Annotated in this window: 13 protein-coding genes and 1 tRNA gene; 5 read left to right on the top strand and 9 right to left on the bottom strand. The window is 31.2% G+C overall.

Annotated features, from left to right (window positions below; all coding sequences use genetic code 11):
- Positions 1-50 precede the first annotated feature (50 nt).
- Positions 51-1,895 (top strand): cystathionine beta-synthase, encoded by a 1,845-nt coding sequence (locus AABJ49_RS00070; protein WP_338374899.1) that lies wholly within the window; start codon positions 51-53, stop codon positions 1,893-1,895.
- Between the two features lie 170 nt (positions 1,896-2,065).
- Positions 2,066-3,517, top strand: a complete 1,452-nt coding sequence (locus tag AABJ49_RS00065; RefSeq protein ID WP_338374897.1) for an NAD(P)/FAD-dependent oxidoreductase — start codon at positions 2,066-2,068, stop codon at positions 3,515-3,517.
- Positions 3,518-3,670: 153 nt separating this feature from the next.
- Here AABJ49_RS00065 and AABJ49_RS00060 read toward each other — a convergent pair whose 3' ends face one another.
- The 5 genes from AABJ49_RS00060 to AABJ49_RS00040 form a co-directional block, all read right to left on the bottom strand.
- A complete protein-coding gene (locus tag AABJ49_RS00060; RefSeq protein WP_338374895.1) occupies positions 3,671-4,543 on the bottom strand; it encodes a DUF3037 domain-containing protein in 873 nt (290 codons plus the stop codon).
- Positions 4,540-5,328 (bottom strand): HipA family kinase, encoded by a 789-nt coding sequence (locus AABJ49_RS00055; RefSeq protein ID WP_338374893.1) that lies wholly within the window; start codon positions 5,326-5,328, stop codon positions 4,540-4,542. The genes AABJ49_RS00060 and AABJ49_RS00055 overlap by 4 nt, the downstream gene beginning before the upstream one ends.
- A 241-nt stretch (positions 5,329-5,569) precedes the next feature.
- The gene (locus AABJ49_RS00050) at positions 5,570-7,357 is read right to left on the bottom strand and encodes an ABC transporter transmembrane domain-containing protein (RefSeq protein ID WP_338374891.1); all 1,788 of its coding nucleotides are present in this window, start codon (positions 7,355-7,357) and stop codon (positions 5,570-5,572) included.
- A gap of 165 nt (positions 7,358-7,522) precedes the next feature.
- The gene (gene guaB, locus AABJ49_RS00045) at positions 7,523-8,995 is read right to left on the bottom strand and encodes an IMP dehydrogenase (protein WP_338374890.1); all 1,473 of its coding nucleotides are present in this window, start codon (positions 8,993-8,995) and stop codon (positions 7,523-7,525) included.
- Between the two features lie 143 nt (positions 8,996-9,138).
- Positions 9,139-10,005: a hydroxymethylglutaryl-CoA lyase gene (locus AABJ49_RS00040; protein ID WP_338374888.1), complete on the bottom strand. Its 867-nt coding sequence runs from the start codon at positions 10,003-10,005 to the stop codon at positions 9,139-9,141.
- Positions 10,006-10,204: 199 nt separating this feature from the next.
- Here AABJ49_RS00040 and AABJ49_RS00035 point away from each other — a divergent pair, with 199 nt between their 5' ends.
- Genes AABJ49_RS00035 through AABJ49_RS00025 form a run of 3 tightly spaced genes read left to right on the top strand, consistent with a single transcriptional unit; the run spans position 10,205 to position 12,069 of the window.
- Positions 10,205-10,816: a hypothetical protein gene (locus AABJ49_RS00035; RefSeq protein ID WP_338374886.1), complete on the top strand. Its 612-nt coding sequence runs from the start codon at positions 10,205-10,207 to the stop codon at positions 10,814-10,816.
- Positions 10,813-11,529, top strand: coding sequence for a DUF3307 domain-containing protein (locus tag AABJ49_RS00030; RefSeq protein WP_338374885.1), 717 nt, complete (start codon positions 10,813-10,815; stop codon positions 11,527-11,529). Before AABJ49_RS00035 ends, AABJ49_RS00030 begins: the two co-directional genes overlap by 4 nt.
- Before the next feature lie 48 nt (positions 11,530-11,577).
- Positions 11,578-12,069 (top strand): hypothetical protein, encoded by a 492-nt coding sequence (locus AABJ49_RS00025; protein WP_338374883.1) that lies wholly within the window; start codon positions 11,578-11,580, stop codon positions 12,067-12,069.
- A gap of 40 nt (positions 12,070-12,109) precedes the next feature.
- On the opposite strand, the gene AABJ49_RS00020 is transcribed toward AABJ49_RS00025, so the two are convergent.
- From AABJ49_RS00020 to AABJ49_RS00005, 4 genes are all read right to left on the bottom strand, one after another.
- Positions 12,110-13,129, bottom strand: a complete 1,020-nt coding sequence (locus AABJ49_RS00020; protein WP_338374882.1) for a quinone-dependent dihydroorotate dehydrogenase — start codon at positions 13,127-13,129, stop codon at positions 12,110-12,112.
- Between the two features lie 82 nt (positions 13,130-13,211).
- A complete protein-coding gene (gene typA / locus AABJ49_RS00015; RefSeq protein WP_338374880.1) occupies positions 13,212-15,008 on the bottom strand; it encodes a translational GTPase TypA in 1,797 nt (598 codons plus the stop codon).
- A 150-nt stretch (positions 15,009-15,158) separates the two neighbouring features.
- A complete protein-coding gene (gene rpsT, locus AABJ49_RS00010; protein ID WP_338374877.1) occupies positions 15,159-15,410 on the bottom strand; it encodes a 30S ribosomal protein S20 in 252 nt (83 codons plus the stop codon).
- 154 nt (positions 15,411-15,564) lie between these two features.
- A tRNA-Glu gene (locus AABJ49_RS00005) sits at positions 15,565-15,636 on the bottom strand.
- Position 15,637: the final 1 nt, after the last annotated feature.

Genomic DNA, 15,637 nt, shown 5'->3' with positions numbered 1-15,637 from the left:
CAAAACCAACCAAAATAACGTAACTTGCAGCCTGATTTAAAAGAGAAATAATGCAAGACAATAACATACTAAATTTCATAAAAAACGTACTAAAAAATAAGCCATCAGGTTGGTTAGAAATTACAACTCATCGATTGGATATTTACAACGAAGCCTTAGCTAAAACAGAGTTTTTAGTTGAGTTTGAAAAATTATATAGCAAAAATATTTACGATACAGAAGCTTTAAACGAATTGCCAACGGCTTATGATTACATTCGTTTAGGGCATCCATTATCTTGTGTTTTAGAATGGGGAATTGCTAAAATTAACGATATAAAACCTGAAAACGTAATCAGTTTTCAATCTAAGACAGTTTCTGTTTTGGCTATTTTGAGAAAAAACTTGTTGGAAAATAAAAAAACTCAAATCGTTTATACCAATGAATTACCAGAATCTTTCAATGCTGAAATTATAAGAACTGTTTATGGTTATAACTTTGAACTAAATAAAGTTGCAAATCCAACTGAAATTTCAAAATTTGACGGAAGCACTGTTTTCATTTTAAATCAAGAAGATTTTGCACCAATAGATTTCAATCCAAATATTGATTTTTATATTTCTAATTATGCACATTTAGGAAGTATTTTATTGGTAAACGGAACACAAAATGAAAATTATGTTTCAGAAATCCAACACGTTAGAAGAAGAGAAACCGTTGCAATGACTCCTTCAAATTCTTTAGAAGCATTAAATATTTTAGTTCAAAATTCTAGTTTTAAAGCAATTGCAAATACAGCTGAAGAAAACAAAAAATCTGTTTTAAATTCCATTAAACAAATTACGGATACGAATTCAAAACCTTTGGTGGCTTCCAGTGGTTTATCGATTCAATATGCCATTATGATGGGTTTAATTCACGATGCTTTGGAAAATCACAAAGGAAAAGCCATCAAATTTATAGTTCCACCGAATTGTTATGGTGGTACAAACGATCAAGCTAGACGAGTTGCAGCGTGCATCGATAATGTCGAAATTGTAGATTTACCCGTAGATGGTGAAAACGATATGGTTCAAAGCACCGAGAAAGTTTTAAACCAAATTGCCCATGATGATGCCATTCCATACATAATTGCAGAAATTCCAACCAACCCAAGAGTTGAAGTTCCAGATTTAGAGCAACTAAAAGAAGTTTTAAGCAAAGAAAGAAAAACTTCAACTGGAGAAATTGCTATTGCTCCTGTTTTTATTTTAGATCAAACGTTTTGCCCAAATGTTCACTTTTTAGGAGAAGGAAAATTGCTTTCAAGCGTTAGAGGAATTTCTTATGCAAGTGGTTCAAAATTTCCAAGTGGTGGAAAATGTACTGCTGGTTATTGTGTTGGGAACGAAAAAGCCCAAACTTTAATGACCAAAATCGAAGAACATTTAACCCTTTGCGATAACGAAGCAACGGCTTTACAATATGAAATATTAGCCAAACAATTACCTTCTATGAATCAACGAATTAGCGATGCGTATAAGAAAACACGCGAATTTGTAAACTATATTCACGAAGTGTTACCTACTGCAAAAATCAATTTTGTTTCAGAAGAATTGGCTAATCAAGGATTTACACCTTCTGTTTTTTCATTAGATCTTCCTACCAAAGGAGCAACTGATGCAGAAAGAGAAACTTACAAAAGAGATTTAAATCATAAATTAATTAATTTAATGATTACTGAAATTCCAAATGAAAGCAAATATTGTGTGAGTTATGGCCAATTAAAAGGTTGCTATTGGACCATTCCAGCAACTTCAACCCAAGGAACAACTAAAGAAGGAGACAAAGATTATATTGCTCGTGTTGCTCTTTCTGCCAATATGGATTTAGAATTGCACAAAAAAGTGTTTTTAGATTTTGTGAAATTAATTTAAACTTAATTATAAAATTGACCGCAGATTCACAGATTTTTAGAGTGAATAAATTATTTAAAATTGTACAAAAAAGTGTTTTTTAGACTTTGTGAATAAAATATAAATGATATCAAGCACAACATGCTAAAAAATTAAAAATCTGCGAATCTGCGGTTAAAAAAACAAACAAATTGAATAACGCAACAAACAATAAAGCCCATTGGAAAGTTTGTCCCGAATGCAAAGGTCGAGGCAAAAAAAGCCAGAAGCTTAAAAAGAAAGTGCGTTTAAAGTTCCAAAGAGAATTAGAAGCTTTTGAAAAAACAGATAAGCAAGAAATTGCTCCAATTAAACCAAAAGCACACTTGAGTTCTTGTTTAAATTGTTCAGGTTCTGGATTAATTCCTAGTGAAAATCATCCTATTCCAGATGCAGAAAATTATCCACATGTAGCCATTATTGGTGCTGGAATTGGTGGTGTAGCTTTGGCAGTTGCTTGTTTGCACCGTGGCATTCCTTTCACACTTTATGAACGCGATGCCAACTTTGGAGCACGTTCACAAGGGTATGGTCTGACTTTACAACAAGCCAGTAAAGCTATAGTTGGATTCGGAATTTTTTCGTTAGATAAAGGTGTCGTTTCCACAAGACATTTGGTACATACTCCAGAAGGAAAAGTCGTTGGGGAATGGGGAATGCGAAAATGGATGGCATCCGATTCCAAAAAAACTCCAAAAAAAACCAACATTCATATTGCTCGACAAGCGTTGCGTTTGGCTTTGTTAGAACAATTGGGAGGAAATAATGCTGTACAATGGAACCATCAATTAGTTGATTTTAAGGGAAATGACGATAAAACTATTGACCTAAGTTTTCAAGTTAATGGAACAATAAAAAAAACCAAAGCTGATTTAGTAGTTGGAACCGATGGCATTAGAAGTGCTGTGAGAAAATTATTAATTGGTGATAAAATTACTCCTTTGCGTTATTTGGATTGCATAGTGATATTGGGCATTTGTCCTTTGTCAGCTCTTGAAGGTGTTGAAAGTTCTTTGTTGGATTCAGCTACGGTTTTTCAAACGGGAAATGGCAATGAACGCATTTACATGATGCCTTATGATGCTAATTCTGTAATGTGGCAATTGAGTTTTCCAATGTTAGAAGAAGAAGCCAAAGCCTTAAGTGCCAAAGGTTGCGAAGCCTTAAAAGAAGAAGCCTGTAAAAGAACCCAATGGCACTCCCCTATTCCACAGATTTTAAAAGCTACCAAAGCTTCACAAGTTTCTGGTTATCCTGTGTATGACCGAGAAGTATTGAAACCCGAAGAATTTGCCAAAGGAAACCAAATAACCTTAATCGGAGACGCAGCACATCCCATGAGTCCTTTTAAAGGACAAGGAGCTAATCAAGCGTTGTTAGATGCACTTTCTTTAGCACGAGAAATATACAAAGGTTGTGGCCCATTTTCTAATTGGAAAGTAACTGGAATTAGAAAAAGTGTCATAACGGATTTTGAAACCGAAATGCTAAAACGAAGTGCCAAAAAAGTAAAAGACTCAGCCGAAGCAGCCCAATTTTTACATTCTGATATTGTATTGCAGGAAAATGATCAACCTAGAGGTAGTTGTTTGAAGGGGAAATAGTTATTGAAGTAATTAAAATTATAATTTTGTTTAATTGTTAGGATTTTTATTGCATTTGGGATAACAAAAAGTATGATGCTTGTCATAAATATATATACAAATTGTAGATAAGGCTCTTACAAAAATTACAAAAACAAACCCTCTTTATTAAAATTAAAGGATGGTTTTTGAAATTTCTTTTATAACTTTTATTGAATAAGCGTCTAATTCATCTTCATCTATTAAAGATACATGATTAACTTTTTGCAATAATTTAATGGCATGATCAAAATCTCTAAATAAATCTTTTGATTTTGGTTTTCCAATAATTAAATCATAACGTAATTTCTTTTCTTCTGCCTCCTTTTCTAAATCATAAAATTGTCCAAAATTTTTATGAGCTTTATCCAAAATACCTCTTCCCTCTTTCAAATCAAACCCGACAGGTTTTACAAGATTCAAAGTTCCATTTTGCCAAGCAATATCGAATTTAAATTCACTTCCAGTTTCATTAATTAAAACATACTCTTCAATATATCTATTAGAATTATGTTTAAAATTATTGAGCCCATGTTCTTTTAAATTGGTTTTAAATTTTGATAATAGTTTTGGTTCTTGTTGTTGTTGAACTGAGTGTTTTATATCATCAATAAAAACCTTTTCTAAAATTATTCTTTCGATAAAATCTTCAGAATAACCTCTTAATAAATCAGTTTTAAAATGAGAAAATTGCAATACAGTACCATCATTAGGCAAAATGTAACTCGATAAAAAATTCTTTAAATTTAAGTCATTTAAAGGAAATAAATTATTAGTAACTTCTTGATGAATTTTTAAATGTTTGTCTATTTGTCTTATATATTCTTTTATAGTTTTTTCAGGAACATTATCATAAATACACTTAACTCTGCTTAAATTTTTAGAGTATTTAAATGAAAATCTTTTCGTATCTGCAAAATATATTAACACACCAATATTTATACTCTCATCCAAATAAGGTGAGTGCTTATATTTTAAAATACAATATGTATAAAAATTAGTTTTCATTTTAACATTGCCTTTAAGTAACGTTCAAAAATATCTGGATTATTTTTAGCCCATGCAAAGTAAGACATAAATTTTTGTCTTTCAATGAATGGTATATTAAATTTATTCATTTTATCAAAAATAATACTTAATTTATTTATATTCAAATGTTTTAACATTTCAATAAAATCATCAAACACTCCTTCTTTATTTCTCAATGACTTTAGATTTTTTATTAAAACATGCCTATCATATCTATAAATTCTTAAATAAAGTTCATAGTCGATTTCTTGAGATGTATTATTTATAAAAGGAAAAGTTAATTCATGATCAATTAATATTAACTCAGTATCTGTAATTAGCATATTAGGCTTATTATGAGGACCTCCTCTATCTACATTATGTATCAACACATCAAAAGCAAAAACATTAGCAAATTCATAATCTTTTAAAAAGGAATTTGTAGTATTGGGATTAAATATTACAGCCTGATCAATAAACTTACTACAAAACTTATAACCTGTATCTAAACTCTTTAGTATTTCTTCATCATATAAATTTATTAAATCATCATGCTCTACATTAATTATACCATATTCAGGGCAAACTAAGTCAAACTCTTTAGCAAGTTCTGAGCAAATAATCTCTTTAGCTACTGATGCATTTTGTAAAATATATTTCTCTTTAAACACTTTCATAATGTATCTACTATGATTTTCGTCTTCCTCTAAAGCGATAATATTTACGGGCTTAGTGGTTCCACCTACAATAATGTTTCCAATCGATACAAGTTTTAACTGATGCATTCACTGATTTTATTGTTAAACTTAATAAAAATATCTATTTATATATTTAAAACACATTTAATTTATATTTATTCTTAATAAAATTATTAAATTTATATCTATCTACAGAATAATATTTCATTAAATTACCTTATGTGCTTTTCTTCATAAATTATTTAACAGTCAGTTTGTTTACCAAAAAAACTCAATCAAAAGACTTTTTTAATTTTATAATTCTCTGAACATTAAAAACTAAAAAAGCTTAATACTCACTAAACTGCAAACTACTTAAATTCTTATAAATTCCGTTTTCTATTTCGAGTAATTCTTTGTGGGTTCCTTGTTCTACTATTTTTCCATCGTTTAAAACCAAAATGGCATCAGCACTTCTAATCGTTGACAATCGGTGTGCAATGATAATGCTGGTTCTACCTTTCATTAGGTTTTCTAAAGCTTCTTGTACTAATTTCTCACTTTCACTGTCTAATGAAGAAGTAGCTTCATCTAAAATTAAAATACTTGGGTTTTTCAACAAAGCACGAGCAATGGCTATACGTTGTCTTTGTCCACCAGAAAGTTTTATGCCTCGTTCACCAACTAGTGTATCCAATTTTTCAGGAAAACCATTTATAAAATCAAGCGCATTGGCTTGTTGGGCAGCAATACGAATTTCTTCTTCAGAAGCATCAGGTTTTCCGTAAGTTATATTTTCTCGAATACTTCCACCAAAAAGAATTACATCTTGTGGCACAATACTCATATTTCCACGAAGATTTTCTAAATCATAGTCGTAAATGCTCTTATTATCAATTAAAATTTCTCCTTTATCAATGTCATAAAAACGAAGTAAAAGAGACGAAATAGTTGATTTTCCTGCACCACTTGGTCCAACAATAGCAATTTTTTGACCAAAACCTGCTTCAAAGTTTACATCTTTCAACACCTCAATTTCTGGCCGTGAAGGATACGAAAAACCAACGTTTTTAAAACTTACTGTACCTTTTATTTTTTGAGTAGAATGATTTTGAGTCGCATTTATTTTTTCAGGAACTTCGTCTAACAATTCAAAAACACGTTCGGTTGCTCCAACGGCTTTTTGAATTTGGGCATACAATTCGGCAATTCCTCCAAAAGAAGCTCCAATAAAAGTAGAATACAACACGAATGAAATTAATTCTCCAATTCCTTTTATTTCACCATTAATACACAAAGTAACCCCATACCAAACAACAGCCACGATAGCTCCAAACAAACAAAATATGATGAATGAAGCAAAATAACCGCGATAAATTCCTCCTTTTATGGCTAATTTTACAACTTCGTTAATTTTTCCTCTGTAACGTGCAATTTCGTACCATTCGTTAGCAAAAGCTTTCACATTAGAAATTCCTTGCATCGTTTCTTCCACAATAACCTGACTTTCGGCTACTTGATCTTGTACACTTTTAGAAAATTTTCGGATAAATCTACCAAAAATAACAGCTGCAACCGCAACAACAGGAACAATGCAAAGCATCATTAAAGTCAATTTCAAACTTATAGTTGCTAGAAAAATAACTCCACCAATAATTAAAATAAATTGTCTTAAAAACTCGGCAATAGTTGTCGTTAAAGTATCTTGAATTTGCGTAATATCTGAACTTATTCGACTATTCAATTCTCCTACTCTTTTTTGCGAGAAGAATGTCATGGGTAACTTAATCAGGTTACTATACAAAGCCAATCGGATATTAGCTAAGGTATTTTCGGTAAAATTAATAAACAGCGATAATCTAAAAAACGAAAAAAAAGATTGCAGTAATAAAATGACCATCAATCCTAAAGCGATATTTTTAGCTTTGACTAAATCTTTATCATTCACACAATCGACCAACATTCCTAATAACTTTGGGAAAGCCAAAGCAGTTCCACCTGTTAAAAGTAAAAATAGTAAGCCAAGATAGAATTTCCATTTATGATTATCAGCATAGTTGAATATTTGAAGCGCTTTGCTTAAGGTATTAGCATTAAGTTTTGATTTGGGTAAATCATTCTCTTTAAATCGAGCCATTTAGTGTTTTAATTTTTTGATTTTTCTATCCTTTTCCTACACTTCAAAGATAAAGTTAAAAATGAGATTCTAAAGTGCGTAAAAAAGAAAACTTCCCGAAAAACGAGAAGTTTTGATGTTTTTTAAAAATTCTAAATTCTGAATTCAAAATTCTAAATTTATTATCTATCTAGAATAATTAGGAGCTTCTTTAGTAATCGTAACATTATGAGGATGACTTTCCCCTATTCCACTAGCTGTAATTCTAACAAAACGACCAGAATCTTGTAACGTTGCAATATCTTTTGAACCGCAATATCCCATTCCAGCTCTTAAACCACCAACGAATTGTTGCATGCTTTCGTTTAATTCTCCTTTGTAAGGCACACGACCTACAATTCCTTCTGGAACTAATTTCTTAACATCATCTTCCACATCTTGAAAATAACGGTCTTTTGAACCTTCTTGCATCGCTTCTACAGAACCCATTCCTCTATACGATTTGAATTTTCTTCCTTCAAAAATAATTGTTTCACCAGGAGATTCTTTGGTTCCAGCTAATAAGGAACCTAACATTACACAATCAGCACCAGCAGCAATCGCTTTTGGAATATCACCTGTGTAACGAATTCCACCATCAGCAATAACAGGAACACCACTACCTTTTATAGCAGCAGCCACTTCAATCACAGCAGAAAATTGAGGAAACCCAACTCCTGCCACAACACGAGTGGTACAAATGGAACCTGGTCCAATTCCAACTTTTACTCCATCTGCACCGTTTTCAACTAAATATTTAGCTGCTTCAGGTGTAGCAATATTTCCAACCACAACATCTAAATTAGGAAATGAAGCTTTAACTTGTTTTAAAACATCAACCACTCCTTTTGTGTGTCCGTGAGCTGTATCGATAATAACTGCATCAACACCAGCGTTGACTAAAGCCGTTGCACGTTCTACAGCATCAGCCGTTACTCCAAGAGCAGCAGCTACACGTAATCGTCCGAATTGGTCTTTATTAGCGTTTGGTTTTTGAGTCAGTTTTGTAATATCTCTAAATGTAATTAATCCAGCTAATTTATTATTTTCGGCAACGACTAATAATTTTTCAATTTTATGATCTTGTAGAATTTCTTCGGCTTGTTGCAACGTTGTACCTGCTTTTGCCGTAACTAAATTTTCCGAAGTCATTACTTCCGTAATTGGACGATCATTTTTACGTTCAAAACGCAAATCTCTGTTCGTAACAATTCCTTTTAAAGTCATCTCTTCATCCACAACAGGAATTCCACCAATTCCGTGTTCTTTCATGGCTCTTTTGGCATCACCAACAGTTGCTGATAAAAGTAACGTTACTGGATCGATGATCATACCAGATTCAGCACGTTTTACTTTACGAACTTCAGCGGCTTGTTTTTCGATAGACATATTTTTGTGCAAAACACCAATTCCACCTTCTTGAGCCATAGCAATTGCCATAGCACTTTCGGTAACGGTATCCATAGCTGCAGATACAATAGGAGTGTTAAGCGTAATATTTTTAGAAAATTTAGATTGAATACTTACTTCGCGTGGTAAAACTTGAGAGTAATTAGGAACTAATAGTACATCGTCATAAGTAAGTCCTTCTCCGATGATTTTTGTTGTGTGTGCGTTCATTGCAATTTGTTGTAGTCGTGTTAAATTGCATGCAAATATAAGAAAAAGTAATTAGTTATAAGTAATAAGTGATCAGTTTTTTAGCTAGAATTGAAATGACCTTTTTTAAACTAATTACTAATTACTCTTTACTAAGCGCTCAATTAATGATAATTCGTAAAAATCTTCAAAGATTCATTATAAGAACTTTCAAAACTCATAGCATGACAATTGGTATCTACTTTTGCTACTGTGAAGTACGACAATAATTTTTCGGTTGGCATATTTCCAGTTAAGTCATCTGCTGCCATTGGACAACCACCAAAACCTTGAATGGCTCCATCAAAACGATGACAACCTGCTTTGTAAGCTGCATCTACTTTTTCATGCCATTTGTCTGGAGTGGTATGTAGATGTGCTCCAAACTCGATATTAGGATATTTTGGAATTAAGTTTGAAAACAAATAATCAATCACTTCTGGAGTTGAAGTTCCAACAGTATCGGAAAGTGAAAGAATTTTTACTCCCATTTTATCCATTTTTTCAGTCCATTCTCCTACGATTTCTACACCCCAAGGATCACCATAAGGGTTTCCGAAACCCATTGATAAATAAGCAACAACTTCCTTATTACTTTTATCAGCAATTTCAAGAATTTCACTTAAGGTTACGATAGATTCAGCAATAGTTTTGTGCGTATTTCGCATTTGAAAATTCTCAGAAATCGAAAAAGGGAACCCTAAATAATGAATTTCTTTGTGTTCAGCTGCCATTACTGCACCTCTTGTATTAGCAATTATAGCTAAAAGTTTGCTTTGCGTTTGAGACAAATCTAATTGAGCTAAAACTTCAGCTGTATCAGCCATTTGAGGAATTGCCTTTGGGGAAACAAAACTTCCAAAATCAATAGTATCATAACCTACACGCAATAAAGATTGTATGTATTGTACTTTTTTCTCTGTAGGAATAAATGTCTTAATGCCTTGCATAGCATCTCTTGGACATTCAATTATTTTGACTTTTGGATTCAATGATTTGCTTTTAAAATGCTAAGATAGGAAGAATTTGATGGATAAAAAAAAATAAAATATTCCTTAAATAGGGAATAAATAAATATATTCCTTAAATGTGGAATAATTTAAAATATTACACTTATTGGTAATATATTTAAATATTACATTTTTTGGTAATATATTTTGCATTTTAAAAAATATTTTATAGATTTGAACTATGAATTGCATAATTACAGGAGACGTAAAAGGTTCACGCAGAGCAAAATCGCAAAATTGGCTTGACGGTTTAAAGCAACTATTTCAACAATTTGGAAAAACTCCAAAAGATTGGGAAATTTACCGTGGTGATGAATTCCAGTTGGAAGTAAAAAATTGTGAAGAGGCTTTATTGGTAGCTTTTCAGGTTAAAGCCTATTTGAGAAGTATTAAATTAGATGCTAGAATGAGTATTGGTTTTGGTGATAAAACGTACAAAGCCAAGAAAATTTCAGAAAGTAATGGAACTGCTTTTGTAAATTCAGGTGTTGGATTTGAAAGTTTAAAGAAAAACAAAACCACTTTATCGATTAATAGTTCTAACAAAACTTTTGATAAGGAAATGAATTTAATTTTGCGATTGGGTTTATCTTTTATGAATAATTGGTTGGCACAATCTGCTGAATTTGTATTGGTTACAATTCAAAACCCTACACTTTCACAAGAAGAAATTGGTAGTAAATTAGGAATTAATCAAGCAGCCGTTAGCAGAAGAAGAAAAAGAGCTAATTTTGATTTATTACTGGAAATAAATTCGGCTTATGTTGAAAAACTAAAAATGCTTGTAGTATGATTCTATTCACAAAACTTTTATTAGCACATTTGATTGGTGATTTTATATTGCAACCAAACAAATGGGTTGTAGACAAAGAAAAAAAGAAAGAGAAAAGCACTTATTTGTATTTACACACTGCTCTTCATTTGGTGTTGATGTTGCTTTTTGTAGCTGAAGCTGATTTTATAGTTTATGGAATAATGCTAGCCGTTTCACACGGAATTATTGATTTTCTTAAACTGAAATTTCAAAAGAAAAAGACAAAACGAATTTGGTTTTCAATAGATCAATTGTTGCATTTAGTAATGATTTTTCTAATTGTATTACTTTACACAAACACTTCAATAGATTTTCAAAATATTGATAATAGCATTTGGATTTTAATTACTGGAATTATTTTATTGACGAAACCAACTTCGATAATAATTAAGAATATAATTTCAATTTGGACACCAGAAAGCAAAAACAAAGAAGATAATTCGTTGCAAAACGCTGGAAATTATATTGGAGTTTTGGAACGCTTATTTGTGTTTTGTTTCATCATAACCAATCATTTTGAAGCTATTGGCTTTTTATTGGCCGCAAAATCTATTTTTAGATTTGGTGATTTGAAAGAAGCAAAAGATCGAAAACTCACAGAATATGTGCTAATTGGAACTTTATTGAGTTTTGGAATTGCGATTTTAGTTGGACTTTTAGTCGAATTGGGAACTCGAATTGGATTAAATTAAATTTTAGACAAAACTATTAATCCAAGAAAATAAAAAACAATCTTATTAATGGAAAAATATCTCTATCTAGAACAAATAACCAAAATAAGACTGATAATTGGATATTTACTTTTGTTCACAGGTTTATTGTTATTAATTTTTATTAACATTAAAATAAACCCAATTTATCTATTATTTTGGATAGCATTGATAACTGGTGGAATTATAACATTAACAAATGAAGGAATTGAATTAGACTTAAAACATAACCTATATAGAAATATTAATACAATTTTTGGTCTAAAACTTGGAAGTTGGAAAAAGTTTCCAGAAATAAATTATATCTCCATTTTTAGAACAAATACAACAAAGACATTAGGTGGAATCGGATTACAATCTACAGCAACTGCAAGAATTACAGAAAAAGTAATTTTAATAAACTTATTTATCGATAATCAAAAACCAATAACTTTATATACAACTAAAAATAAAAATTTAGCTATTGAAATCTGTTCAAAATTAAAAGAAAAATATGGCTTTGAAATTGTCAATAAACTTTAGAGAATTATTTCATTTAAAGTTTAAAATCCTATATAACATTTTAGTTTTTCTTAATCAAAGCCTTATTAATTTCCTTAACCAATTTTGGTCCTTCGTAAATAAAACCTGTGTATAATTGTACTAAACTCGCACCAGCTTCTAATTTTTCTAAAGCGTCTTTTGCAGAATGAATGCCTCCTACTCCAATAATTGGAAATGATTTATTGCTTTTTTCGGAAAGAAAACGAATTACTTCTGTTGATCGATTTGTCAAAGGTTTTCCTGACAAACCACCCATTTCTGATTGGTTTGCTGATTCTAATCCTTCACGAGAAATTGTTGTATTTGATGCAATTACAGCTGCAATTTTGGTTTCGTTTACAATTTCAATAATATCTAATAATTGTTCGTTTGTTAAATCTGGAGCAATTTTTAATAGGATTGGTTTTGGGCTTCTTTTAGAATTATTAAGATTTTGCAAAGTATTCAACAACGCTTTTAAAGGTTCTTTTTCTTGTAGTTCTCTTAAGTTTGGAGTGTTTGGAGAACTTACATTTACCACAAAATAATCTACATAATCAAACAAAGCTTCAAAACAAAAAACGTAATCATTGACTGCTTCTTCGTTTGGTGTAATTTTATTTTTACCAATATTTCCACCAATTAGAACTCCTTTGTTTTTTTTAAGTCGAACAATTGCATCTTCAACTCCTCCATTATTGAAACCCATTCGATTAATGATTGCCGAATCTTCTTGCAATCTAAAAAGTCGCTTTTTTGGATTTCCGTCTTGTGGTTTTGGTGTTAATGTTCCGATTTCAATAAATCCGAATCCGAAGTTTGATAATTCTTGGTAGAGTTTTGCATCTTTATCAAATCCTGCGGCTAATCCAACTGGGTTTTTGAATTTTAATCCGAATACTTCACGTTCTAATTTTGGATTTTTTACTTCATAATACGAATTAATTAAACTTCCTACAAAAGGAATTTTATGTAAAAAACGAATTAATGAAAAAGTAAAGTGATGTACTTTTTCAGGATCAAATTGAAATAAAATCGGACGAATTAATAATCGATACATAGTGGTTGTGTTGAAGTGCAAAAATAAGCATATAAAAAAAATGTCCCACTAAAAAAGTGAGACATTTTTTAAAAATTTAATATTACATTTTGTAACGTTTTCTATCGTTTTCATTTAAATAGATTTTACGTAAACGTAACGACTTTGGTGTTACTTCCACATACTCATCTTTTTGAATGTATTCTAAAGCTTCTTCTAAAGAGAATTTTATGGCAGGAATAATTTTCGCTTTATCATCTGCTCCAGAAGAACGAACGTTTGATAATTTTTTAGTTTTAGTTACGTTAATAACCATATCATCACTACGTGTATTTTCACCAATTACTTGACCTTCATAGATTTCTTCATTTGGATCCACGAAGAATTTACCTCTATCTTGTAATTTATCAATTGAATAAGGAATAGCTTTTCCGTTTTCCATAGAAATTAAAGAACCACTATTTCTTCCAGGAATTTCTCCTTTGTATGGTTCATATCCTATGAAACGGTGAGCCATGATAGCTTCACCAGCAGTAGCCGTTAATAATTGATTACGTAAACCAATAATTCCACGTGAAGGAATGTTAAACTTCACAACCATTCTATCTCCTTTTCCTTCCATTGAAAGCATTTCTCCTTTACGAACAGAAACAAATTCTACTGCTCTTCCAGAAAGATGTTCAGGTAAGTCGATAGTTAATTCTTCAATTGGTTCACATTTTTGCCCATCAATTTCTTTGATAATTACCTGTGGTTGACCGATTTGTAATTCATAACCTTCTCTTCTCATTGTTTCAATAAGAACAGATAAGTGTAATACACCACGACCAAATACCATAAATTTATCGGCAGAATCAGTTTCTCCTACTTTCATAGCAAGATTTTTCTCTAATTCTTTAGTCAGTCTATCTCTAATGTGTCTTGAAGTTACAAATTTTCCTTCTTTACCGAAGAAAGGAGAATCGTTAATTGTAAACAACATACTCATTGTTGGCTCATCAATAGCAATAGTTTGTAAAGCTTCTGGATTTTCAAAATCAGCGATAGTATCACCAATTTCAAAACCTTCAACTCCTACAATCGCACAAATATCACCAGCTATAACTTGTTCTACTTTTTTACGTCCAAGACCTTCAAAAGTATGTAATTCTTTAATTCTTGATTTTATTATTTTACCGTCTCTTTTAACTAAAGAAATTGGCATTCCTTCTTTTAAAACACCTCTTTCTAAACGTCCAATGGCAATACGACCTGTAAAACTTGAAAAGTCTAAAGATGTAATTAACATTTGAGGAGTTCCTTCAGAAACTTTAGGAGCTGGAACATTTTCGATAACCATATCTAATAATGGCTCAATGTTTTCTGTTTGATTTTTCCAATCGTCAGACATCCAATTATTTTTTGCAGAACCATATACTGTTGGAAAATCCAATTGCCATTCTTCAGCTCCTAATTCAAACATTAAGTCGAAGACTTTTTCATGAACTTCTTCAGGAGTACAGTTTTCTTTATCTACTTTATTGATTACAACACATGGTTTTAACCCTAAGTCAATAGCTTTTTGTAATACGAAACGAGTTTGAGGCATTGGTCCTTCAAAAGCATCTACTAAAAGACACACACCATCAGCCATATTTAATACACGTTCTACTTCACCACCAAAATCCGCGTGACCAGGAGTATCAATGATGTTAATTTTTGTTCCTTTATAAGTAACAGAAACGTTTTTAGAAGTAATTGTAATTCCTCTTTCACGCTCTAAATCATTGTTGTCCAATATTAAATCACCTGTGTTTTCGTTATCACGAAATAATTGACAGTGATACATAATTTTATCAACCAAAGTAGTTTTACCGTGGTCAACGTGTGCAATAATTGCAATGTTTCTGATAGATTCCATCTTATTTTTTTAGTGGTGCAAAGGTAATACTTATTTTGCAATAAAATACAACCCAATGAATTACTTTAAATATTTTTACTATTTCTTAACTTTTAGATACAAAAAAAGCCCTCAAAAGAAGGCTTTATATTTTTTTAACAACGTTTCTAATTATAAAGAAGCTACGTGTTTAGTTAACTTAGATTTTAAGTTAGAAGCTTTGTTCGAATGAATAATATTCTTTTTCGCTAATTTATCAATCATTGAAAACACATCATTTAATTTCGCTTGAGCATCAGCTTTATCAGTAGCCAGACGAATTGCTTTTATAGCATTACGTGTAGTTTTGTGCTGATATTTGTTGATTACTCTTTTCTTTTCGCTTGTTCTAATTCTTTTTAAAGCTGACTTGTGATTTGCCATTTTTTCTTAATTTAATTGTAATAATTATTTATAAACTACTAGTTAAAAAAGAAAAACCTCCCACAATTGTTACCAATCACTTTGGTTTTAACTAATAAAATAAAAACTTAAGACACCCGCTTCTATTTTACAAAACTTATTTACAACTAATTTGTAGCCCGTAGGGGAATCGAACCCCTCTTACATGGATGAAAACCATGCGTCCTAACCGATAGACGAACGGGCCA

The organism is uncultured Flavobacterium sp., from assembly GCF_963922255.1.
Lineage (GTDB): Bacteria > Bacteroidota > Bacteroidia > Flavobacteriales > Flavobacteriaceae > Flavobacterium.
This window is presented reverse-complemented; position numbering and strand designations above follow the sequence as displayed.

What these genes read in the sequence shown, in the direction of transcription:
- AABJ49_RS00070 (WP_338374899.1), top strand. Translation starts at nt 51, where the DNA reads ATGCAAGACAATAACATACTAAATTTCATAAAAAACGTACTAAAAAAT.
- AABJ49_RS00060 (WP_338374895.1), bottom strand. Translation starts at nt 4,543, where the DNA reads ATGAAAACTAATTTTTATACATATTGTATTTTAAAATATAAGCACTCA.
- AABJ49_RS00055 (WP_338374893.1), bottom strand. Translation starts at nt 5,328, where the DNA reads ATGCATCAGTTAAAACTTGTATCGATTGGAAACATTATTGTAGGTGGA.
- AABJ49_RS00050 (WP_338374891.1), bottom strand. Translation starts at nt 7,357, where the DNA reads ATGGCTCGATTTAAAGAGAATGATTTACCCAAATCAAAACTTAATGCT.
- guaB (WP_338374890.1), bottom strand. Translation starts at nt 8,995, where the DNA reads ATGAACGCACACACAACAAAAATCATCGGAGAAGGACTTACTTATGAC.
- AABJ49_RS00035 (WP_338374886.1), top strand. Translation starts at nt 10,205, where the DNA reads ATGAATTGCATAATTACAGGAGACGTAAAAGGTTCACGCAGAGCAAAA.
- AABJ49_RS00030 (WP_338374885.1), top strand. Translation starts at nt 10,813, where the DNA reads ATGATTCTATTCACAAAACTTTTATTAGCACATTTGATTGGTGATTTT.
- AABJ49_RS00025 (WP_338374883.1), top strand. Translation starts at nt 11,578, where the DNA reads ATGGAAAAATATCTCTATCTAGAACAAATAACCAAAATAAGACTGATA.
- AABJ49_RS00020 (WP_338374882.1), bottom strand. Translation starts at nt 13,129, where the DNA reads ATGTATCGATTATTAATTCGTCCGATTTTATTTCAATTTGATCCTGAA.
- typA (WP_338374880.1), bottom strand. Translation starts at nt 15,008, where the DNA reads ATGGAATCTATCAGAAACATTGCAATTATTGCACACGTTGACCACGGT.
- rpsT (WP_338374877.1), bottom strand. Translation starts at nt 15,410, where the DNA reads ATGGCAAATCACAAGTCAGCTTTAAAAAGAATTAGAACAAGCGAAAAG.